The sequence below is a fragment of the Terriglobales bacterium genome (assembly GCA_035573675.1).
GTDB lineage: Bacteria > Acidobacteriota > Terriglobia > Terriglobales > Acidobacteriaceae > DATMAB01.
This window is the reverse complement of sequence record DATMAB010000010.1, coordinates 1-21303: the sequence shown is the minus strand read 5'-3', so window position 1 is coordinate 21303 and position 21303 is coordinate 1. Positions and strand designations below refer to the sequence as shown.

Below are 21303 nucleotides of genomic sequence, written 5' to 3'. Positions count from 1 at the left end.
GGAGGGGTTAGGGGGCGGCGGCGTTGCTCTTGGAGGCCAGTTTTACGCCGCTCAGGCCTTCGGCATAGCTGGAGACGCCGTGAAACAGCGCTTCGGCCAGACGCTGGCGGTATTCCGACTTGTTCAGGTTCTTCTCGTCGCTGGGATTGCTGAGGAACGATACCTCGGCAAGGATGGAAGGCATGTTGGCGCCGATCAGAACCACGAACGGCGCCTTCTTCACGCCCCGGCTGCGCATGCCGGCGTTCTTCTTGGCCTGCTGCGCGAGCGACTGTTGAACCGCGGAGGCGAACTCACGCGATTCCTCGATCTTCTCCGTGAGGGTGATTTTCTTCACCAGGTCCTGCAGTTCGTGGATGGAAGCCTCCGAAACCGCGTTCTCGCGCGCCGCCACCTCCAGCGCGTCCGGCGAGGAGGTGAAATTCAGATAGTAGGTCTCGACACCGCGTGCCGAACGGTCCCGGCTGGAGTTGGCGTGGATGGAGAGGAACAAATCAGCCTGGGCTTTGTTGGCGATGGCGGTGCGGTTTTCCAGGGGAACGAACACGTCCTCGGTCCGCGTGTAGATGACTTCGGCGCCCAGGCGGTCTTCCAGCAGGCGTCCCAGGCGCAGAGCCAGGTCAAGCGTCAGGTCTTTTTCCGCCAGCCCTTTGCGGCCAATGGTGCCGGTATCGTGCCCACCGTGTCCGGCATCGATGACGATTCGGCCGATTTTCAGCCCCAAGGCCCGCGTCAGCGACGTTTCCCCGCTAGTGGTGGGCTTGGCCGGGCGGCCGAGCGCGACCGTGGTCTCGGCCGGAGGCTTGGCTTTCGTATGCCTGGCTTCCCTGGACTCTTTCTCGGCAGCTCTGGGAGCCACCGACTCGTAGACTGGAGCCGTGGTGGGCTTGGTGGTCGCCTTGATCTCCTGTTCCTTGGCCAGAGAAACCTCGGGCGTGGCAGTGGCAGCGACGGGTGGCGAAGCGGGTGGCGGCGCGGCCTTGGCAATCTCCACCGTCACCGGCTTGTTCTTCTCCTGCGTTGTCGTCTTGCCAGGCGTGGGCGCTGAAGACGCCGCCGGCTTGGCCGCAACCTGGGTCTCGGCAGCCCGGCTGCCATGAACGTCGATCACCAGCCGGTAGGGGTTGGGCAAGAAGAAGGCGGAATATTGTGAGACCCCGTTCACTTCCAGCACCACGCGGGTGATGCCCTTCTGGAACTGTCCCACGCGCACTCGTTGCAGGAATCCATCGGCGCCCAGTTCCAGCGACTTGTTCAAAAGCTCGGGCGCCAGGCGGGCGTTGTGCAGGTCGAAGAAGATGCGGTCAGGATTCCCCAGGCGGCCGGCTTCGTACTTCACTTCCTGTTCCAGGTCGATGGCCACGCGGGTGTAGTCGGGCGTGGACCAGTGCCGGATGTTGGTCACCATCACCCGTCCCTTTCGTTCCTTGTCCGTATCGGAAGCGGGCGGTGGTTCGACGATTGCGGCGTCCATGACCCTGGGTTCATCCGGCTTGATCTGTTTCGGCGGCGCCGGCGTGGGCTTGGGACGGGTGGCTTCGACCCGCATCTCCTCCAGTTCGGTCTGGGCATCTTTGGCCAGGGGATGCGACGGATACCGCTTCAGGAAGTCCTCGAAAGTGGCCCTGGCGCGCGCCGCATCGGCAAGGTCATGGCGGTAGATCTGGCCCTCGCGCAGCAGCGCCTCGAACCGGTAGCGGCTGCCAGGGTACTCGCGGCGCAGAAACTCGTATTGGTCGATGGCGGCTTCCAGCGTCGCTCGGTCACCGAAGATGCGCCCCATGTCGGTCTTGAGCTCGGCCATGGCCCATAGGGCTTCATTGGCACGAGGGGAGGCCGGCGAGTACCGATAGACCTGCCAATACGCCGCGATGGCCCGCTGGTAATCCACTTTCTTGCGTTCGGCCGTGGGCTTGGCGCTCAAGGCCTTGCGCGACTTTTCGGCTTTTTCGAACTGGGCTTGTGCGCGCTGCCGGCTGGCAGCTTTGTTCCTCGCCGCGGCGCTGGCGGGCAGAGAAGTTGCGGAGGTGATGAGCAGTGCCATCGCCGCCATCCGCAGCCGCCGCCTTGGGAACGTCCAAGTCAGGATGCCCTCACTCCACGTTACTGAAGATCAGCTTGCCGTCCTCGGTTTTGAGCATGCGGATGGGAGCATAACTGGGTCCGCCGATGATGCGCCCTTCACCGCCATAAATGCGCGTAATCTGCCGCACATAATTGCGCGTCTCCGCATAAGGAGGCACGCCGCCGTTACGCCGCACTGCGCCTGCCCCTGCGTTATAAGCGGCCAGGGTGAGCGTCAGGTCGCCGCCAAAATCCTGCATCAGGCCTTTCAGGTGGCGCACACCGGCGTCCACGTTCTGCTCCGGGTCAAACGGATTGTTGACGTTCAGCTTGCGGGCCGTGCCCGGCATAAGCTGCATCAGTCCCAAGGCTCCTTTGCGGGAGACGGCACGGGGATTGAAGTTGGACTCTACCTTGATCATGGCGCGCACCAGGTTGGGATCCACGTTGTGCCGCGCCGCTGCCGCCTCGATGGCGGCGTCCACCTCGGCAGCGCTCAGGCTACCGGCGCGCTCCATGCCGGCGTAGTTCGGATTGGCGGCCGCGGACTCGGTCGGCGCACGCGCGGGCTCCTCCGGCCGCGCGGAAATCTCGCTGGCCGCCTCGGCCCAGGCGCTGCGCGCCGCCTCAATGGCTTCGGGAGTCGCGTGGGCCAGCTTCCTCCAACGCCCGCGGCGGGCGTCCCAGTAATAGAGATGCTGGAAGGGAACCAGCCGGGCGGTGCCGCTGCGGCGCCGGACTTTCGGGCGAGATGGGGCGGGCGTGCCGCCGTCGTTGCGGAAGATGGTGCGTCCGTTCTCCGTGATTGGGACAATGTCGGCAGCCGTTGCGGTCACACAAAACCACACGGTCGCCGCTACCGCCATCAGGGTTCGAAGCCGGTGTTCGCTCATTTGTACCCGCCAAGGCGCGGGCAGGCATCTCCCGCACCCCACCTAACCTCAGGCCTGACGGAGACTTCGGACCAGAGTGCGTGGATTATATGCTGGTAAACCTCGACCTTCAAATGTGGTCATAGGTCGGTATCAAGGTAGTGAACCTTAAGATTCCGGAAGGAACACCCAGGAAAAACGGCTATAACCTGCGATTCCGTAAGTTCGCTGCTCGCTGGTGCCATGACCCCCGAATGCCCCAGCCAGGGGACAGAATCACCCATAGAAACAACAAGTTACGCGGTGGGCGAGCTTTCGGGCTAAGCGAGTTGGTTCGGGGCGCGATTACCCTTCCGTAATCAGCCCTTCACGGGCCTTTTCTCGTGTGCGACACATGGGGACTCGCGCGGCCTTTGCTCCCGGTGGCTGCCAACTGCTCAGGCGGGAGGAGCCGCCCCTCCTCCAATCTCGATTGCAAGCCGGAGGGCGGTGTATCCAGAAAGTGGACCTCGAGCTCCCGTGACTGCGGGTCCCTCAAGCTCAACCCGATCTGCGTCCCATGTCCTTCCTTCCGTTGGCGGTGTGTCGGAGTGTCAAGCTGACCGAACAGGAGTGTGTTGATGCAAGCCCAGCAGGCGTGTGGGATGTTGTCACGCTCCAACCTTGCTGCCCGCGCGCACCACATAGTACTCTGCCGCCGGGCCCGCCATGAGTGCCGCTGACGCGCCGCTGCTCGAGCACAAGCCGGATGCCGAGATGCTGTTCGGCTTCTGGTATCGCGCCCTGCCCAGCGGGGAGGTCCGCCGCGGCCGCATGCACAAGGTCACGCTGCTGGGAGTGCCGCTGGTCGTGGGACGCGCCCGCGAAGGGCAGCCGTTCGCGCTGCGCGACGCCTGCCCGCACCGCGCCATGCCGCTTTCCTGCGGCTCGTTCGACGGCGAGCTGGTCGAGTGCAGCTATCACGGCTGGCGCTTCGCGCCCACTACCGGCCAGTGCCGCGAAATCCCCTCGCTCACACCCGAGGACAAGCTCGACCCGCAGAAAATCTACGCTCAGGCCTATCCCTGCCAGGAAGCCGACGGCTTCCTCTGGACCTTCCTGCCGGAGGCGGGATCAGGACGCGCTGCGGCCGAGCCGCCGCCCATACCGCGGCTGCCCATCGTCAGCGAACCGTTTCGCCTGACGCATCTCACCGCCGACATGCCCACCAGCGTCGACCACGGCATCATCGGGCTGATGGACCCGGCCCACGGGCCGTTCGTCCATCAGGCCTGGTGGTGGCGCAGCCGTCACAGCATCCACCTCAAGCAGAAGCAGTTCGAGCCCATCCCGTATGGCTTCCGCATGAGCGCGCATACGCCGTCGTCGAACAGCGCGCCCTACCGCCTGCTGCGCTTCTACGCCGAGGCCGATGCCATCACCACCACCATCGACTTCGTGCTGCCCAACCTCCGCTACGAGCAGATCCGCGCCGGCAAGTACTGGTTCTCCAGCCTGACTACGGTCACGCCCCTCACCCGCGACCACTGCCGCATCGACGTGGTGGCGGCGTGGAACATCTTCCGCCACGTGCCCTTCGTGCTGCCGGTGGCGCGCTACTTCGCCGCCAAGTTCATCGAGCAGGACCGCCAGACCATGGAGAAGCAGGCCGAAGGCCTGCGCCACAAGCCCGCGCTCATGCTGATCGACGACGCCGACCGCCCCGCGCGCTGGTACTTTCAACTCAAGCAGGCATTGCAGCGGTCCCGCAGCACCGGTCAGCCCTTCGAGCATCCCATCAAGGGTCCGGTGACTTTGACGTGGAGGAGCTGAGCCGCGCTAGCCGAACTTCCAGCGGGTGGCGGTGCGCAGAAAATCCCCGGTCTCCGTGAATCCGAAGGCGACCTGTGGCTCGACGCCGTAAACGGGTTCGCCGGCGGGAATTCCCGAATCGTACTTCTTGCTGTAGACGGAGGAGACGCGTCGCGCTAGCGCCGCGTCGCGCACGCGCCGCGCCTTGCCTTCGAGGATCACGGAGTCCTTGCCGTGCGTCAGGCCGACTGAGCAGCGCGGGTCGCGCGCCAGGTTGCGCGCCTTGCGCGAGCGGCGGCCGGTGCTGAAAAACAGCCGCCCTTCCAGCCACACGCACCACACCGGCATGGCGTGGGGCTGGCCGTTCGGACGCGTCGTGGCCAGCCAGTAGGTGTGGGCATTCTCCAAACGCTTCGCCGCCCAGGTCCATGGCAGCAGCCCGTCCTTCGAGCGCGGAATGCCGTAGCCCGGCATGTGCGGACGGCTGGCACGCGGCGGCTTCTTCGGGGCGGTCGACATCTCAGATCCAAACCTTGCACTGCCACGAACCACTGACCACTTCCTTACATGATTTTCTTCCCCGCAGCCAGCATCGCCAGCGTCTTCTCGACGCGCCGCTGGCGAGTCTCTTCCTTCTTGGCTTCGGTGATGAAGTCCACGTAGGCCTTTTTGTGGGAGGGCGAGAGCTTGTCGAAGTACGCTTGGGCTCCCTTGTTGCGGGCCAGCGCCTTCTTCAGCACCGGCGGCACGGCGACGGTGCGCGGCGCAGCATCCGGCTCCAGGACCACGGAGACCGTATCGCCCTGCGTGGCGCCCGCCCCCTTCTGCATTTCCTTGTTCACCATGATGCAGTGCTTGCCGTTGCCCATGGGAAACAGCGAGCACCGGATGGGATACCCGTTGATGGTGCCTTTCACCGGCACGCGCGCCTTCGTGCCCCAGGTCTTCTCGACGCTAAAGGGCGGGACCAGGATGGTCCACGCCTTGCCCTCTCCCTGGCCGGTGAGTTTGGCTCTGAACTTCTGTACGGCGCCTTCTGCCATCGTTGTGTCCTCGCTCGTTTAGTCTCCGGAGCGCCGCGTGGTGCGGACCTGCTTGTTCTCCAGGAACTGGATGAACTTGTCGCCCACCTCGGGCTCGATGAAGAAGAACTTGATGTCGTTCTTGGTCCAGGGACTGCCGCGGTAACCCGCGATGGGCGTCTTGAATGAGAATTTCAGATCCACGCGCGACTCTTCGCCGCTGGCGATGCGGCGCCGCGGCCCGCTCAGGTTGGTGAGCAGCGTGAGCACCGAGTAGTCGTAGGCCAGTTCACCCTTCTTGCGGTCCACCTCGACGGATTCGATCTGCTCGTAGGGGACCTTGAAGGAATCGTCGTTGCCGCGGCCGAATCCGCTGACCACCAGGTAGACGATGAAGTGCAGTTCCTTGTCGTCGTAATACAGGCGGCCGGAGCAGGAGTTGGCGCCGCGGTGGTCGTGCACCACCGGGATGTAGAGCGCGTCCACCTCGGGGTCATAGCGTCCGCCGCCTTCGTAGGCCAGCATGGGGTCCAGGCGCACCCCGCGACGATAAAAGGGCAGGGCCTTGCCCGGGTCCATGCGCTGCTCGTTAGCCAGGCCGGCAGCGTAGTTGAGCCGCGCCGAAAGCGGGAACTTCGAGGCGCCATCCTCGTAGGTGGCGGCTGCCTTGTCCCACTGCTTCTCATGCACGTAAGCGCCGCCCAGGGTGTAGTACACCTGCTCGCTCGGGGATTGCACCATCAGCCGCTCGAGCATGGGAATGGCCTGCGCGTGCTTGCCCTCGGCGATGAGTTCCAGCGCCTTGTCCAAGTCGGACTTGTCCTGCTGGGCCAGGGCCGGAAGGACCAGCAGCGCCGCGAGGAACGCGATTACGTATGGTGACTGCCGCATGTTGCACCTCCTGTCGGGTGGGAGGATGGGAGGCGAATTGTACTCCAGCAGCGTAGCGCCGGCGACTCGCCGGCTGTCGCGCGGGCATCATGCCCGCGCCTTACTTCAACAGGTCCTCGACGACCGCGTACACCGCGCTCAGGGCTGCGTCGAGCGCCCCGGCGTCTTTGCCGCCGGCCTCGGCCATATCCGGACGGCCGCCGCCCGAGCCGCCGACTTTCTGCGCCACCGGCGCTATGACCTTGCCCGCGGAAATGCGGCTGGTCAGGTCCTTGGTGACGCCAACGATGAGCGCGACTTTGCCGTCCTCGGCCTGCGCCGAACCCAGCGCCACCACGCCTGAGCCCAGCTTCTGGCGGAGATTATCGACGAGCGTGCGCATCTGCGGGCGCTCGAGATTATCCACGCGATGCGCTAGAACCTTGACGCCCTTGACCACCCGGACCTTCTCTTCGATGGAGCTGAGCGTCGAGGCCGCCGACTTCATGCGCGCTTGCTCCAGCTCTTTCCTCAGGCGCTTGACTTCTTCTTCGCGGCGCTCCAGCTCGCGCTTCAGCGCCTCCGCGGGAGAGGCCTCGGCGGCCGCGCGTGGGATGATGCTCGTGACCACGTGCTCGAGCGCATGGTCCTGCCGGAAGTGGGCGAGCGAGCCCTCACCCGTAACGGCGTTCACGCGGCGCACGCCGGCGGAGACGCTCGATTCATCGAGCAGCTTCACCAGGCCGATCTCGCCGGTGGCGCCGGTGTGGGTGCCGCCGCACAGCTCCACCGAGAAATCGCCGATCTTGACCACGCGCACGCGCTCCCCGTATTTCTCCCCGAACAGCGCCATGGCCTTCATCTCGTGGATGGCCGTGTCGATGGGGACGTCGTCGAAGACCTCGACTTTGCGGTTGCGCAGCACTTCCTTGTTGGTGAGGTCCTCGATGTCCTGCAGTTCTTCGTCGGCCACCGCGGCGTAGTGCGAGAAGTCGAAGCGCAGGTGCGACGGAGCCACCAGCGACCCGGCTTGCTTGACGTGCTTGCCCAGCACCTCGCGCAGCGCCGCGTGCAACAAGTGCGTAGCCGTGTGGTTGCGCACGGTAGCCTCGCGGACTTCTGCGTTGACGACCGCATCCACCCGCTCGCCCACGCGCAGGGGCTGGCGCGCAATGACCTTGTGCGCGCGCACACCCTGCACCGGAAAATAACAGCCGCGGACTTCCGCCACCACGAAGTTGTGCTCGTCGTTGTAGAACCAGCCTACGTCGCCCACCTGCCCGCCGGATTCGGCATAGAAGGGCGTGTGGTCGAGCACGACCTCGCCCTCTTCGCCCGGCTTGAGTCCGGCCACACCGACTCCGTCCTTGACGATGGCGAGGACCTTGGAGCCGTCGGATTCCAGGCGCTTGTAGCCTTCGAAGAAGGTCTTGTTCAGTTCGCGGAAAGCGGGTGAAGCCGCTTCCTTGGCCGCGCCCTTCCAGGAGGCGCGAGCGCGAGCGCGCTCGGTCTCCATGGCCTGTTCGAAACCCGCCGCATCGAATGTAACCCCTTGATCACGGCATGCGTCTTCAATGAAGTCGCGAGGAAGGCCGAAGGTTTCAAAGAGCCTAAAGGCAGCTTCGCCCGAATATCTCGGAGCCCACTCTACCTTGGTCTTGTCGTATTCCCCAATCGGAACTATTCGATACATTCCCGCTTCAACAGGGAACCTGAGCCCCGCTAGAGTAGTGATTTCGGCGGGGGATCCATTGATCAAGAGGTAGAGTTTGCCATCGACCTCGAAGAACAGATAGGCCGGAACGCCCGGCATCACGGCAGAACTTATCCGCGAGATTGCAACGCCCGGGTTTGTTCCGGCTGGAAACTCCTTGTGTTTGGTAGGTAAGTAAGTACGTCGCTCAACGAGGACTTGTTGTCCTAGGTCATAGACTCGTGGTGGCCGTACCAAGTCCAAGTCCTGCTGCAATCTCCGGAGGCCAAGGGCCAGTGTGTGTTCAAAGCGGCGCTCTTCTTCGAATACGAGCTTCGCCACGCGGTCAGCGCTTTCAACCAGTTCCGGATACGCGTCCTTCATCGCGTCGCGAACTGCGTAGACCATCTCGTGCAGAAACGGCTTGTCCTGCCCCAGCAGCCGTCCATGGCGGATGCCGCGCCGCATGATCTTGCGCAGGACATAGCCGCGGCCTTCATTTGAAGGCACGACGCCATCGGAGATAAGGAACGTGGTGGCGCGGGCGTGGTCAGCGATCACGCGCAGCGAGGCGGCGGTCTTCTGGTGCGCCTCTTTCTCCAGCTCTTTTTCCAGCGAGACGCCGGTCAGCTCCGCGGCGCGGCGGATGAGCGGCGTGAACAGGTCGGTCTCGTAATTCGAGACCTTGCCTTGCAGAACCGCGGCCAGGCGCTCGAGGCCGGCGCCGGTATCCACGCAGGGCTTGGGCAGCGGGTTGAGCTTGCCCGAGGCGTCGCGGTCGAACTGCATGAACACCAGGTTCCAGATCTCGATGTAGCGGCCGCACTCGCAACCGAACTCACAATCCTTGTGACCGAGGTCGCTGGCCGCCGGGCCCATGTCGTAGTGGATCTCGCTGCAGGGGCCGCACGGGCCGGTCTCGCCCATGGCCCAGAAATTGTCCTTGGAGCCGAACTCGCGGATGCGGTCCTGGGGCGCGCCGACCTTCAGCCAGCCGTCGTAGGCCTCCGAATCGCGCGGCACGCCTTCTTCGCCCTGGAAGATAGTGAAGTAGAGCTTATTCTTGGGCAGGCCGAACCACGACTTCGAGGTGATCAGCTCCCAGGCAAATTCGATGGCTTCTTTCTTGAAATAGTCGCCGAAGCTGAAGTTGCCCAGCATCTCGAAGAAGGTGTGGTGGCGGTTGGTGAAGCCGACGTTTTCCAGGTCGTTGTGCTTGCCGCCGGCGCGCACGCACTTCTGCGAGGAGCAGGCGCGCGCGTAGTCGCGCTTTTCCAGGCCCAGGAAGACGTCTTTGAACTGGTTCATGCCGGCGTTGGTGAAGAGCAGCGTGGGGTCGTTGGCGGGAACGAGCGAGGAGGAATGCACGCGCCGGTGCCCGCGCTCCTCGAAGTAGCGCAGGAACATCTCACGGATTTCAGAGCCGGTCGGCATGCGCGCAGCTTGATTCTAGCATTCGGTCTTTCTCGCCACGGAGACACCCTTCGGCAAGCTCAGGGCAGGCTCCGGCACGGAGAAAGCGGAGCCATCGGGTGACTGCCGCGTCGCACCAGTGTTCCACCGGCCTGATGCGGGCGCACCCTCCTGCAGGCTGGTCGCACATTGCCCGACCATCTCGACTCGAGAAAACTTTCTCTATGTGTCTTCGTGTCTCCGTGGTGAAAACTAATCCTGCTCGGATTCCAGGGCAGTCAGCACCTCGTCCTCGACGTCCCATTTCTTCAGGATGCTGACGATAGTGCGGGTGGTGAAGCCGCCGCGGGCCAGGGTACGGAAGATGCGCGCGGCGTCTTTTTGGCTGGCGGGTTTCTTGAGGCGGCGACGCTGGAGGAACTGGCGGGCGAGCTTTTCCTCGCTCTGGCCGCGGTAGGCCTCGTCCACGGCTTTCTCGATGACGTCGCCATGGACGCCCTTGGTCTTCAGGTCGGTGATGACGCGCAGGCGGCCGAACTTCTCATTCTCGCGGCGGAAGGCGGAGTAGGCCGCGGCGTAGGCGGAATCGTTCAGGTATTTCTGGTCTTTGAGCTTCCGGACTACGTTCTCGACCAGCACCTCGCCTTCGGCGCCGGGCGTCACGCGCAGGCGCAGCAGGCGCTTGAGTTCGGCCACGGTGCGCATCTTGCGGGCCAGGGCTCCCACGGCATACTCGTAGAGCGCAGTCTCGTCCAGCGGCTTGCGGGAGCGGCGGAACATGAGCAGAGTGTAATCGCAGAGGGTGGGCGGCAATGCGAGAATGTGGTCATCTGGTGATGTGGTCATCGGGTCATCTGACTACGGCGCTTACTCGATGGTCCGAGGACCAGGCCCCAAGTTGACCAGACAAGGAACGGGGACGCTTTCGCGTCCCCGTGTTCTGAGTTTCGTCGGCTATCGGTTGCGGCCGGCCTGCTGCATTTCGCCGCGGGTGGCTTCGGCCGTGGAGGCGATGCCCTGGACGCGCAGCTTGAAGTCGTCCGGGTTGGTCGCGTTCTCCAGCGCCGTCTCGTAGGAGATCAATCCCTGGGTGTAGAGGTCGTAGAGGGACTGGTCGAAGGTCTGCATGCCGTACTGGGAGACGCCGGCAGCCAGCGCTTCCGCGATGAGCCGGGTCTTCTCCGGGGTGATGATGCACTCGCGGATGTAGCCGGTGGAGATCAGCACCTCGACGGCGGGCACGCGGCCGGCGCCATCGGCGCGCTTGATGAGGCGCTGGCTGATGATGGCCTTGAGCACGGCAGCGAGCTGCAGCCGGATCTGCTTCTGCTCCGGCGGCGGGAACACGGAGATGATGCGGTTGATGGTCTCGGTGGCGTCCAGGGTGTGCAACGTGGAGAACACCATGTGGCCGGTCTCGGCGGCGTGCAGGGCGGTGCCGATGGTTTCCAGATCGCGCATCTCGCCCACCAGAATGACGTCGGGGTCCTGGCGCAGGCTGGCGCGCAGGGCGGAGGCGAACGAAGGCGTATCCACCTCGACCTCGCGCTGGTTGACGAACCCTTTCTTGTCGCGGTGCAGGAACTCGATAGGGTCCTCGATGGTGATGATGTGCTCGGGCTGGGTGGAGTTGATGCGGTCGATCATGGCCGCCAGCGTCGTGGATTTGCCCGAGCCGGTCACGCCCGTCACCAGCACCATGCCGCGAGCCTCGTCGCAGATCTGCTCGATGATCTTGGGCATGTAGAGTTCTTCCAGCGGCCGGATCTTGGTGGGGATGACGCGCAACACCAGTCCCACGTTGCCGCGCTGCTGGAAGACGTTGACGCGGAAGCGGCCCAGCCCGGCGACGCCGTAGGCCATATCCAGCTCCGCCGCCTCCTTGAACTTCTGCTTCTGGCGGTTGGACATCATGCTGAACGCCATGTTCAGCATCTCCTCGGCGGAGATGCGAGGCTGGTCGGTGAGCGGGGTCAGTTCGCCATCCACCCGGACGTGCGGGTAGTTGCCCACCTTCAGGTGCAAGTCCGAAGCCTTGCGCTCCATTGCGATGCGAAGCAGGTCGTCAATATGCATGGCCAGTATCCGTCGCGAAAGAGATACGTGCGGAAGTGGGCTGACAGTACCACAGTCCGGGCGGAGATTGCCAGCGCCGCTAGCGGCGGAGGTGCTGGTGAGGTCGGTGTTGGAGCCCCTGGCTGCAGAAAGCCGGTGGCGATGAACTGCACCGTAGTGTTGGGCGAACGTCGTCCGTCGACGCGGAGGTCGGCCAAAGGAGGGCCACCGGTCAAGGAGAAACCGCGTTTGTCGCGGCGATCTGGCGCTCCGCCGGCTAGACGGCGACCGCCTGCTTGCGGGCCACAGGCACGGGCGTGAGCCATCCGTAGCGGTCCGGCGCCTTGCCCTGCACGATGCCGAAGAACTCCTTCTGCAACTGGCGGGTGATGGGGCCCACCGAGCCCTTGCCCACGCTGATCTTGTCCACCGAACGGATGGCGGTGATCTCGGCCGCAGTGCCGGTGAAGAAGACCTCGTCGGCGATGTACAGCATCTCGCGCGGGATCATCTGCTCCACCACCGGGATGCCCAGGTCACCGGCCAGTCGCATCACTGACTCGCGGGTGATGCCGGGCAGCACGGAGTTGCCCAGCGGCGCCGTGATCAGCGTTCCCTTGCGTACGATGAACAGGTTCTCGCCCGAACCTTCGCTCACGTACCCGTTGGCGTCCAGCGCGATGCCCTCCACGTAACCGTTGATGACCGCTTCCATCTTGATGAGCTGCGAGTTCATGTAATTGGCGGCGCTCTTGGACATGGCCGGCAGGGTGTTGGGCGCGATGCGCGTCCAGGAGGAAATGCACACGTCCACGCCCTGCTCGTCGGCTTCGCCGGTGTGTTCGGCGCGCAGATAGCTGCCCCAGGGGTAGTTGACGATGTACACCTCGGTGGGCGAATTGAACGGGTTGACGCCGACCTCGCCGTAGCCGCGCAGCACGATTGGACGCAGATAGCAGGGGACCACGCCATTGGTCTTGACCAGGGTCACCATCGCCTGCACCAGTTCGTCGCGCGAGTAGTCCACGTCGATGCGGTAGATCTTGGCGGAATCGAGCAGCCGCTGCGCGTGCTCCGGGGCGCGGAAAATGGCTGCCCCGCTGGGTTGGGCGTAACAGCGGATCCCCTCGAATACGGCCGAGCCATAGTTGACCACGTGGGACATCACGTGGATGGTGGCTTCGTTCCAGGGGATGAGCTTTCCGTTGTGCCAGATCTTCTCGGTCGGCGTGATGGGCATTCCTTAGCTCCTTGTCACGGGATGAGGAACAATCTCAGCGAAGGGAGAGGGTTCTGCCGCCGGGGAGATGCGTCCGGGCGCAGGCCGTCGTGCCGGGCGAATCTGGTCGCGTTCCTGCACGTCTCCGTGTGGGCCGAACACCGCTCATTATACCCAAGCCCCGTTCCGATCAATCGCGATTTCAAATCTGGTTTGAGATTGGCTCTTGACAGATGCAGCCGGCCGGCGGCCGGCAGGCTGGAATCGCACCGCCTCCGGGTGCTCCGGCGCAGGATGCGGCTTCGCGCTTGCGGGTTGCACCGGCCGCTTGCTGGGGAGTAACTTGCGGAGGCCCAAACCGTATGTGCGGGCTTCGCATCCAATCATGAGGGAAAGGGTTCTATCTATTGCGCGCCGAAACGCGCGGAGAACGTTATGAGAAACCAGTCATCATGGACCAGGGTCGTGGCCATCCTGCTGGTGCTGCTGTTGGCGGCGCCGCCGGAGCTCGCGGCCCGCTACAAGCCCAAGTACGGCTTCAACCTGTTTTCTCGCGAGGATGAGGTCACCGAAGGCCGTAAAGCTGCGGCCGAGATCGAAAAACAGCTCCCCATCCTGCCGGAGAGCGACCCGGTGACGCGTTATGTGCAGCGTCTGGGCGCGCAACTGGCGCAATACACGCCGGAACCCCGGTATCCCTACACCTTCAAGGTGGTGAACCAGAAGGAGATCAACGCTTTCGCGCTGCCCGGAGGGCCCATCTACGTGAACGTGGGCACCATCCAGGCGGCCGACAATGAGGCACAACTGGCCGGGGTGATGGGCCACGAGATCTCGCACGTGGTGATGCGCCACTCCACCGAGCAGGCCAGCAAGGCGATGCTGGCGCAATTGCCCTTGGCGGTGCTGGGCGGCCGGCTGGGAGGCGGTATCGGCGGACAACTGGCCCAACTGGGCATCGTCTTCGGGCTGAATTCCGTCTTCCTGAAATATTCGCGCGATGCCGAACGCGAGGCCGACCTGGTCGGCGCCGGCATCATCCATGACGCCGGCTACGACCCGCATGGCGTCGTGGCCTTCTTCGAAAAGCTGCAGGCGGAAAGCGGGGGCGGGCGCGGCGCGGAGTTCTTCAGTTCGCACCCCAACCCGGGCAACCGGGCCAAGCTGGTGGGGGATGAAGTGGCTACGCTGCCGGCGCGCAGCTATCGCAGCGACAGTTCCGAGTTCAAAGACGTCAAGCGGCGCGTGGCTGCCATGAAACCGCTCACCGCGAAAGAGATTGCCGCAGGGAAGGGCGCGTCGCAATCCGGACAGGCGCAGGGCAGCGGCACCATCGAAAGCGTCTCGCGCGCCGAGGTCATGCCCAGCAGCACGCTGCAGCTCTACGAGCATGCGGCGTTCCGCATCCGTCGCCCAGCGAACTGGCCGGTGACCGAAGCCGAGCAGGAGATCAACATTGCACCGCCGGCCGGACGCAGCGGCGACGCCATCGCCTACGGCGCCATCGTGGGCGTGGCCAGGCCCCGCACCCGCCAGAGCCTGGGCGACACTACCCGGCAGCTCGTGCAGGGCATGCTGCAGGGCAACCCGGACCATCGCCAGACCGCGGCGGCCGAAGAGATCCGCGTGAATGGCGTACCCGGTATGGAGCTGCAACTGGAAGGTCCCTCGCCGGTGCGCGGCCAACGGGAGCGCAACTGGGTCGTAGTCCTCGACCGCGGCGATGGTTCCGTGCTCTACGCCGTGTTCGTCGCGCCCACGCGTGACTTCGAGCAGATCCATCCTACCTTCGTCAGCATGCTGAGGAGCCTGCGGCTGCACTGAGCGTTAGTAGGTGCTCTCCGCCGGCGCCTGAGGTGCGTCCGGCCGGCATTTCTCCAGCGACTTGCACTGCGTGCGGCGGTAGTGGTCGTAATCATGGATGGCCACGCCGCGGAAAGCCGTTCGGCCGGCCAGGCTCCTCTCCACCTCGCGCGCCAGCTTTTCCAGCGCCGGCTCCAGCTTTTTCCCCGGCTTGGCGCGCGGCAGATGCTCGGGATCGGCGCTCAAGCCCACCCACACGCCTTTTCCCATGCGCGTGGCGTGCTCCATCGGCACACGGCTGCCGGCCAGCACCTCGGCGGTGTTGTCCAGGTAGGCCATCACCGCGACCTCGTCCACCTGCTCCATCACCTCCGCCAGCAGTGGCCGGGATTCCAGCTGGATGGTCGCAAACACTACAGGAATGTCGACAGCGAGCCGCAAGCCCTCGTCGGAGGTCTTGCGCCGCGCCCACTTCAGCAGGTCCAGATACTGTTCCGCCAGGTTCCGGCGGATGTCCTCCGAACCGGGTGAGGTCCAGCGGCGCAGGGATTGCGGCTCCACATCGAGATGCACGGCGTCGAAGCGCTCCGCCGCCCGGCTGGCGCGGTTGAAGGTGAACACGGCATTCAGAAACGCGCGCGGCTCGCTGCGCTCTTCGCGCAGGGTCCATTCCGGCGAGCCATTCAGAGCGTGCACCACGAGGTTGGCACGGTGTGCGCGCTCTAGGAACTTGCGATAGACTTCCGGCTTCGCCTCCAGCCGCCGCGTCGAGGCATAGAGAAACAACGTCTGGACGCGCCGCTTGCGGGTGAACTTCAGCAGCTCGCCGAAGTCGTCGCCGTTTTCCAGAAAGGTGGGGTTCCAGATCCACAGTGCCCGGCGGCCCTTGGGAGCCAGGCGTGGCGCATCCGCCGCCCAAGCTACTCCCACCAGCAGCACACCTAACAGGATTCCGCACACGCCCCTCCGAATCAGCGATGGCCGGTACCGAACGTGCGGGATGGAGACACCTAGCAAGGGGAGGGGATGGTGCCGCTAGCCCTTTTTCAGCTCGACCAGCACCTGGCGGGCGACTTCCTTCAGCGTCTCAAACACGCCCGTGCCCTGGTAGGCCACGGCTTCAAAGACCGGCTCGCCGCGCTTGACCAGTTCTTTCTTCAGTTCGTCCACGGGCAGGGCGCTGGGGAGGTCGCGCTTGTTGAGCTGCAGCACGTAGGGGATCTTCAGGAAATCGTAGCCGTGCTCCTTGAGGTTGTCCTGCAGGTTCTCCAGCGCTTCCAGGTTGGCGTCCATGCGGTCTTCCTGGGAATCGGCCACGAAGACCACACCGTCCACGCCCCGGAGGATGAGTTTGCGGCTGGCGTCATAGAACACCTGGCCGGGGACGGTATAGAGGTGGAAGCGTGTCTTGAAGCCGCGCACTGTGCCCAGGTCCAGGGGCAGGAAGTCGAAGAACAGGGTGCGGTCGGTTTCGGTGGCCAGCGAGATCATCTTGCCCTTCTGCTTGTCGCCGGTCTTGTCGTAGATCACCTGCAGATTGGTGGTCTTGCCGCCCAGGCCGGCGCCGTAGTAGACGATCTTGCAGTTGATCTCGCGGGCCGCGAAGTTAATAAAGCTCAACGGACGTATGCCTCATCGGGCGCGGGGCGACAGTAGGGGCTGGGTCGCCGCGCGCGGGGATTTCCGACGCCACTCCGAGCGCTGTTTTATACCACATCGGGTGGAGGGACTGCTCAGATTCTACCTCACGCCGGTTCTGGGCGGGCCGCTCCGCCAAGGCACGGAAGTACCTGTACGCTGGTACTCTTACTGCCCGGGACTCGGCTGGCGCGGCGGAGGCAGCGGGTAGTATCCGTCGCGCGCGTACACCCGCAGGCCGGGGCGCATCACCCGCACCTCGATGGTGCGGTAGTTGCTGGCCACGGTACCGGGCGACTGGTAGCCCAGGGTGTACTGGTTGCGGGCGGTGGTGGTCAGCCGCGCATAGGCCGTCTCGATGGCCGACCGGTTGAACTCGGAGAACACGTCGCCCCCGGTGGCCACGGCGTAGCGGGGCAGGATGTTGCCCCAGCCCATACCGGGGAAACGCACGTCGCGGATGGAGCCGTAGACCGGGATAGCGGCCGCGTCCACGGCCACCGCGTACACGGCGATCTCGTTGGTCAGCAGCACCTTGAGCACATCGTCGTACTTGGCGGTGGAGCCTTCCTCGGCGCCGTCGCTGATGATGAAGATCATCTTGCGGCGCTTGCGGTCGCGCTTGGCCAGGTCGAGGGCGGCGGCCAGGATGGCGTCATTCAGCACCTTGGCCTCGCGGCGGATGGCGGTCACCCGCGGCCGCCCGGGATCAAAGGGCGCCCCATTCACAGTCGGCCCCGCGGCCATCGGGCCGGTGGTGACCGGCACCCCGCCGGTGCGTCCCACATAGTTCTCGCGCTTCATAGCGGTGATAAAACGCTCGCTCACCGCGCTCCAGTCCAGACGGTGCTCTACTGTGTTCGCGAAGGTGTAGAGCGAGACCTCGTCGAACTGGCTGAAGGCTCCGCCCAGCGCCTCGAGCGTTCCCGACACCTTGCGCATGGCCTTGTCCGGCATGCCGGTGTCAATAATGACCGCGGCGGAAAGCGGGAACGGATCGCTGGTGAAGAAGCGGATGCGCTGCGGCACGCCGTCTTCCAGCACCTGGAAGTCTTTGACTTGCAGGCCATCGACCAGCCGTCCGGAAGCGTCGCGCACCGTAACCGGAACGAACACCGAGTTCACCGTGACGCTGAAGCGGTACAGCTCGTCCTCGCTGCTGGTGGCCGGAGCCTGTCCGGCCGGCACGGTGCCGATCTGTGCCTCGGGAGACGGTTGCCCGGGTTCTGGGGCTGGCTGCGCCGGGGGCTCTGGGGCCGGACGTTTGGGGGCGTTGGGATCGGCGGGCGGGAACGGAGTGGTCTGCTGCGGTGGCCGCGTGGCGGAAGGCGCGTCAGGGACGTTCTGCGCGCTGGCCAGTGCGACCACCACAAGGATCGCCATCAACCCGCCGATGCTGCGCGCCACGCTCATGCGTCCTGCCCTCTCCGATGTTGCAACCCGGCGTGTGCCGATAGCCCGGGTTCGCGCATCTTACGATGTTAGACTAACAAAAAAGGCTGCATAAAAGTGTGGCGGACGTGCAAATCGCTGTGTCTGGCTTTGCTGCTGGTCCCAGCCGCCTGGGCTGCCGACGAGCCCCAGCAATCCGCCCCGGCCGCCCGCCGGGGTGACGACCCTGCGATGCAGACCTTGCGGGTGGAAGTCGAGGTCGTGAACGTCTTCTTCAACGTTAAGGACAAGCGGGGCGCTTTGGTTCCCAACCTCACCCGCGACCGCTTCGAGGTCTTCGAGGAGGGCGCCAAGCAGACCATCAAGTACTTCGCGGCGGAATCCAACCAGCCCCTCACGCTCGGCCTGCTGATGGATACCAGCGGCAGCGTCCAGTATGTGCTCGACGAAGAGAAGCGGGTGGGGATGGCCTTCCTGAACGAGGTTATCGGACCGAAGGATTTGGCGTTCCTCATCACGTTCGATGTCAACGTGGACCTTTTGCAGGACTTCACCAACTCCAAGTCGAGCTTGCGAAGAGCATTTGAGCGCGCGCGCATCAACACGGGAGGAGGAGATGGCGTGATCATCCCGGGGGGCGGGGGCAATCCGGTGCCCACCGTTCCCAAAGGGGGCACAAAGCTGTTCAACGCCGTGTACCTGGCCGCGCGCGACAAGCTGGCCAGTGAAGCGGGCCGCAAGGCCATGATCATCGTCACCGACGGCCATGACGAAGGCAGTTACTACACCCTGCAAGAGGCCATCGAAATGGCGCAGAAGGCCGACGCCCTGTGTTATGTGCTCTTGGTCGCGGATCGCAAGTTCTATGGCAGTTCGCCTTTCTTTGGCGACACGGATATGAAGAAGCTCACTGAGCAAACCGGCGGTCGGCTGATCGAAGTCGAGAAGGTAGAAAAGCTCAAGGAGGCCTTCGACCAGATCGCGCAGGAGCTGCGCAGCCAGTACTCCATCGGTTACACGCCCACCAACACCGCCCGCGACGGCAGTTTCCGCCGCATCCAGATCAAGTCCACTGACGGATACAAGATCCAGGCTCGCCAGGGCTACTACGCCACCAAGGCAAGCAATTAGCCGTCAGCACTTGGCACTTAGCTCCGGAACGGGGAAGCGTGGCACTACTTCGTTGAGTGGCTGAATGCTAAGCGCCAAATGCCTGAGTGCTACGGCTGTCGCGGCGCGTAATAGCCTTTGCGGGCGCGGATCTTCAGGCCGCCGCGGCCGCGGGCCTTGATGTCGATGGTGCGGTAGCGCCCGTCGGCGACGAAGTTGTCCGGCAGGTAGCCGAGGGCGTACTGGCTGCGCAGTTCCTCCTGGATGGCCGCCAGAGCGCTGGCCACTTCTTCCAGGCGGAAGGGGGTGAAGGCGCGGCCGCCGGTCTGCTCCGCATACCGTTCCAGCACCTTGTCGTGCGGCGTGCGGCCCAGAACGTTGGTGCTGATGGTGTAGATCACCACCTCGGCGCGCTGGCACATTTCCAGCGCTTCCTCGCGCGTAACGCGGCTCTGGTTGTCCTCGCCGTCGGAGAGCAGCACGATGGCGCGGCGCACAGCGAAAGGCTCGTTCAGCTTCAGCAGCTTGTCGCGGCAGGCGCCGTAGAGCGCGTCATACATGGCGGTGCCGCCGCCGGGGCGCAGGCTGCGCACCGCCCGGGCCAGTTTCTCCGTGTTGTCGGTGAAGTCCTGTACCACTTCCACGTTGCTGTCGAAGGCCACTACGAACGCCAGGTCTTTCTTGTAGCGCACCATCTGGCCCAGGAACTCGATGGCCGACTCCTGCTCGAAGCGGAAGCGGTCGCGAACGGAGGCGCTGGAATCGATCAGCAGGCCGACGCGCAGCGGCAGGTCGGTCTGGGCGTTGAAGTAGCGGATGTTCTTCACCGGATTGCGGTCGTCCAGCACCGAGAAATTCTTCTGCGTCAGGTCCTTGACGAAGCGGCCGCGCTTGTCGGTCACGGTGAAGATGACGTTCACTTCGTTCACCCGCTTGATGATGGTGGTGAGCGGGACGTCATCACTGGCCCGCGGTGCGCTTGGCGCGGGAGCGGCTGCGGCGCGGGCAGGAGATGCCGTCGAAGCTTCCGGAACCGAGGTTTCGGCGGTGGGCGCGGCTTCGACCGGCTTTTCCGTCTCCGGCGCAGGAACCGCATGGGCTGGGGCCGGCGCTGGGGGCGGCTCGGCTTTCGGTTTCTCTTGCTCAGCCTTGGCCGCGGAAGGCGCCGCCGGCAGATTGTCGTCGGAGGTTTGGGCTGCCGCCAGGGAAGCTGCCAGCAACACGGCAAACAACATCAGCACCCACTGCTTCATCACGAGCCTCATTATAGCGGTTTGCGCCGCGCGGATGTCCTCGCGGCTCTTACTTCTGAGATGCGTGATACCGTCGTCTCGCCGCCTGTGAATTGCAAATCGCCGGATTATGAATTCGCGGGCGGGCGTAGCTGCCCGATGAACTCCTCCAATTCCTCCGGCAGCTTCGCCGCCAACGCCATCGGCTTTCCCGTCTTCGGATGGCGGAACTCGAGCGAAGCGGCATGCAGGAAGTTGCGTTCCAATGTCGGCATGCCCGCCAGCTTGCGCGGAGCTCCGTAGAGCGTATCGCCTACGACCGGATGGCCGAGGGAAGCCATATGCACGCGGATCTGGTGGGTGCGTCCGGTGGCAATCTCTACCTCCACTTGCGTGAAGCGTCCCGCCGGCGTCTCCATCCGTTCCAGCACCTTGTAGCGCGAGACCGCCTCGCGCCCGCCGCGGCGGCGTGTGGTCATCCGCCTGCGCCGAAGGCGATCGCGATGGATTGCGGCCTCCACGGTGCCTGTGTCCTGCTTCAGCCAGCCGTGCACCAGCGCCAGGTAGCGTTTTTTCACCTGCCGCGAGGAGAACTGCTCGGCCAGGGCGCGATGCGTGGCGTCATCCTTGGCCACCACGACCAGGCCGCTAGTCTGCCGGTCGAGGCGATGCACAATCCCGGGACGCAACTCGCCGCCCACGCCGGAAAGCGAACGGAAGCGATAGAGCAGCGCGTTGACCAGCGTGCCGCGGCCGCGTCCGGCGCCCGCGTGCACCAGCATGCCGGCGGGTTTGTTGATGACCGCCAGCCAATCGTCCTCGTAGACCACATCGAGCGGGATTGCTTCCGGCTCGGCGCGCAGCGGTGGGCGCTCCGCCGGCCCCCGCACCACGACGTTCTCTCCTCCGTGCAGCTTGAGCGACGCCTTGGCCGCCGCCCCGTTCACCTCCACCTTGCCCTGCCGGATCAGCTCCTGCACACGGGCACGGCTCACCCCGGCGAGGTGCCGCGTCACAAACTGATCCAGGCGCAGGCCAGCGTCCTCCTGTGCAACCGGAAATGTGGCTGGAGGATCAGGCCGCGCCATGGGCCGGAAGAATACCGCAAGCGGCTACTCGGATGAGGCGG

At 64.6% G+C, this 21303-nt stretch carries 17 protein-coding genes; 3 read left to right on the top strand and 14 right to left on the bottom strand.

What is annotated here, in order from left to right; genetic code table 11:
• Positions 1-7: 7 nt before the first annotated feature.
• Together VNK82_02175 and VNK82_02170 are read right to left on the bottom strand one after the other, a co-directional pair.
• Positions 8-2044, bottom strand: a complete 2037-nt coding sequence (locus VNK82_02175; protein ID HXE89750.1) for an N-acetylmuramoyl-L-alanine amidase — start codon at positions 2042-2044, stop codon at positions 8-10.
• Between the two features lie 49 nt (positions 2045-2093).
• Positions 2094-2957 (bottom strand): lytic transglycosylase domain-containing protein, encoded by an 864-nt coding sequence (locus VNK82_02170; protein ID HXE89749.1) that lies wholly within the window; start codon positions 2955-2957, stop codon positions 2094-2096.
• Positions 2958-3644: 687 nt separating this feature from the next.
• Between VNK82_02170 and VNK82_02165 the strand changes: the two genes are divergently transcribed.
• On the top strand, positions 3645-4748 hold the full coding sequence (locus tag VNK82_02165) for an aromatic ring-hydroxylating dioxygenase subunit alpha (GenBank protein ID HXE89748.1): 1104 nt from the start codon (positions 3645-3647) through the stop codon (positions 4746-4748).
• Positions 4749-4754: 6 nt separating this feature from the next.
• On the opposite strand, the gene VNK82_02160 is transcribed toward VNK82_02165, so the two are convergent.
• The 7 genes from VNK82_02160 to VNK82_02130 all read right to left on the bottom strand — a co-directional run bounded on the left by VNK82_02160 (position 4755) and on the right by VNK82_02130 (position 13020).
• Entirely contained in the window at positions 4755-5246 is a 492-nt protein-coding gene (locus VNK82_02160; protein ID HXE89747.1) for a pyridoxamine 5'-phosphate oxidase family protein, read from the bottom strand.
• A gap of 44 nt (positions 5247-5290) precedes the next feature.
• Entirely contained in the window at positions 5291-5770 is a 480-nt protein-coding gene (locus VNK82_02155; protein HXE89746.1) for a YdeI/OmpD-associated family protein, read from the bottom strand.
• An 18-nt stretch (positions 5771-5788) separates the two neighbouring features.
• Entirely contained in the window at positions 5789-6640 is an 852-nt protein-coding gene (locus VNK82_02150; protein ID HXE89745.1) for a tetratricopeptide repeat protein, read from the bottom strand.
• Between the two features lie 100 nt (positions 6641-6740).
• Positions 6741-9746 (bottom strand): alanine--tRNA ligase, encoded by a 3006-nt coding sequence (gene alaS / locus VNK82_02145; protein HXE89744.1) that lies wholly within the window; start codon positions 9744-9746, stop codon positions 6741-6743.
• Between the two features lie 231 nt (positions 9747-9977).
• The gene (locus VNK82_02140) at positions 9978-10571 is read right to left on the bottom strand and encodes a RecX family transcriptional regulator (protein ID HXE89743.1); all 594 of its coding nucleotides are present in this window, start codon (positions 10569-10571) and stop codon (positions 9978-9980) included.
• 108 nt (positions 10572-10679) lie between these two features.
• Positions 10680-11801, bottom strand: coding sequence for a type IV pilus twitching motility protein PilT (locus VNK82_02135; GenBank protein ID HXE89742.1), 1122 nt, complete (start codon positions 11799-11801; stop codon positions 10680-10682).
• A gap of 256 nt (positions 11802-12057) precedes the next feature.
• On the bottom strand, positions 12058-13020 hold the full coding sequence (locus tag VNK82_02130) for a branched-chain amino acid transaminase (GenBank protein ID HXE89741.1): 963 nt from the start codon (positions 13018-13020) through the stop codon (positions 12058-12060).
• Between the two features lie 414 nt (positions 13021-13434).
• Here VNK82_02130 and VNK82_02125 point away from each other — a divergent pair, with 414 nt between their 5' ends.
• Positions 13435-14823 carry a M48 family metallopeptidase gene (locus tag VNK82_02125; protein HXE89740.1) on the top strand — a complete coding sequence of 463 codons (1389 nt, stop codon included), beginning with the start codon at positions 13435-13437 and terminating at the stop codon, positions 14821-14823.
• A gap of 3 nt (positions 14824-14826) precedes the next feature.
• Here the strand turns inward: VNK82_02125 and VNK82_02120 are convergent, their stop codons facing one another.
• From VNK82_02120 to VNK82_02110, 3 genes are all read right to left on the bottom strand, one after another.
• Complete coding sequence (locus VNK82_02120) at positions 14827-15762, bottom strand: hypothetical protein (GenBank protein HXE89739.1); 936 nt, start codon at positions 15760-15762, stop codon at positions 14827-14829.
• 75 nt (positions 15763-15837) lie between these two features.
• Positions 15838-16422: an ADP-ribosylation factor-like protein gene (locus VNK82_02115; GenBank protein HXE89738.1), complete on the bottom strand. Its 585-nt coding sequence runs from the start codon at positions 16420-16422 to the stop codon at positions 15838-15840.
• A 186-nt stretch (positions 16423-16608) separates the two neighbouring features.
• Entirely contained in the window at positions 16609-17853 is a 1245-nt protein-coding gene (locus tag VNK82_02110; GenBank protein HXE89737.1) for a VWA domain-containing protein, read from the bottom strand.
• A gap of 210 nt (positions 17854-18063) precedes the next feature.
• Here VNK82_02110 and VNK82_02105 point away from each other — a divergent pair, with 210 nt between their 5' ends.
• Entirely contained in the window at positions 18064-18963 is a 900-nt protein-coding gene (locus VNK82_02105; GenBank protein HXE89736.1) for a VWA domain-containing protein, read from the top strand.
• 89 nt (positions 18964-19052) lie between these two features.
• Here VNK82_02105 and VNK82_02100 read toward each other — a convergent pair whose 3' ends face one another.
• Both VNK82_02100 and VNK82_02095 read right to left on the bottom strand, forming a co-directional pair.
• Positions 19053-20195 (bottom strand): VWA domain-containing protein, encoded by a 1143-nt coding sequence (locus tag VNK82_02100; protein HXE89735.1) that lies wholly within the window; start codon positions 20193-20195, stop codon positions 19053-19055.
• Between the two features lie 107 nt (positions 20196-20302).
• Positions 20303-21262, bottom strand: a complete 960-nt coding sequence (locus VNK82_02095) for an RluA family pseudouridine synthase (GenBank protein HXE89734.1) — start codon at positions 21260-21262, stop codon at positions 20303-20305.
• Positions 21263-21303: the final 41 nt, after the last annotated feature.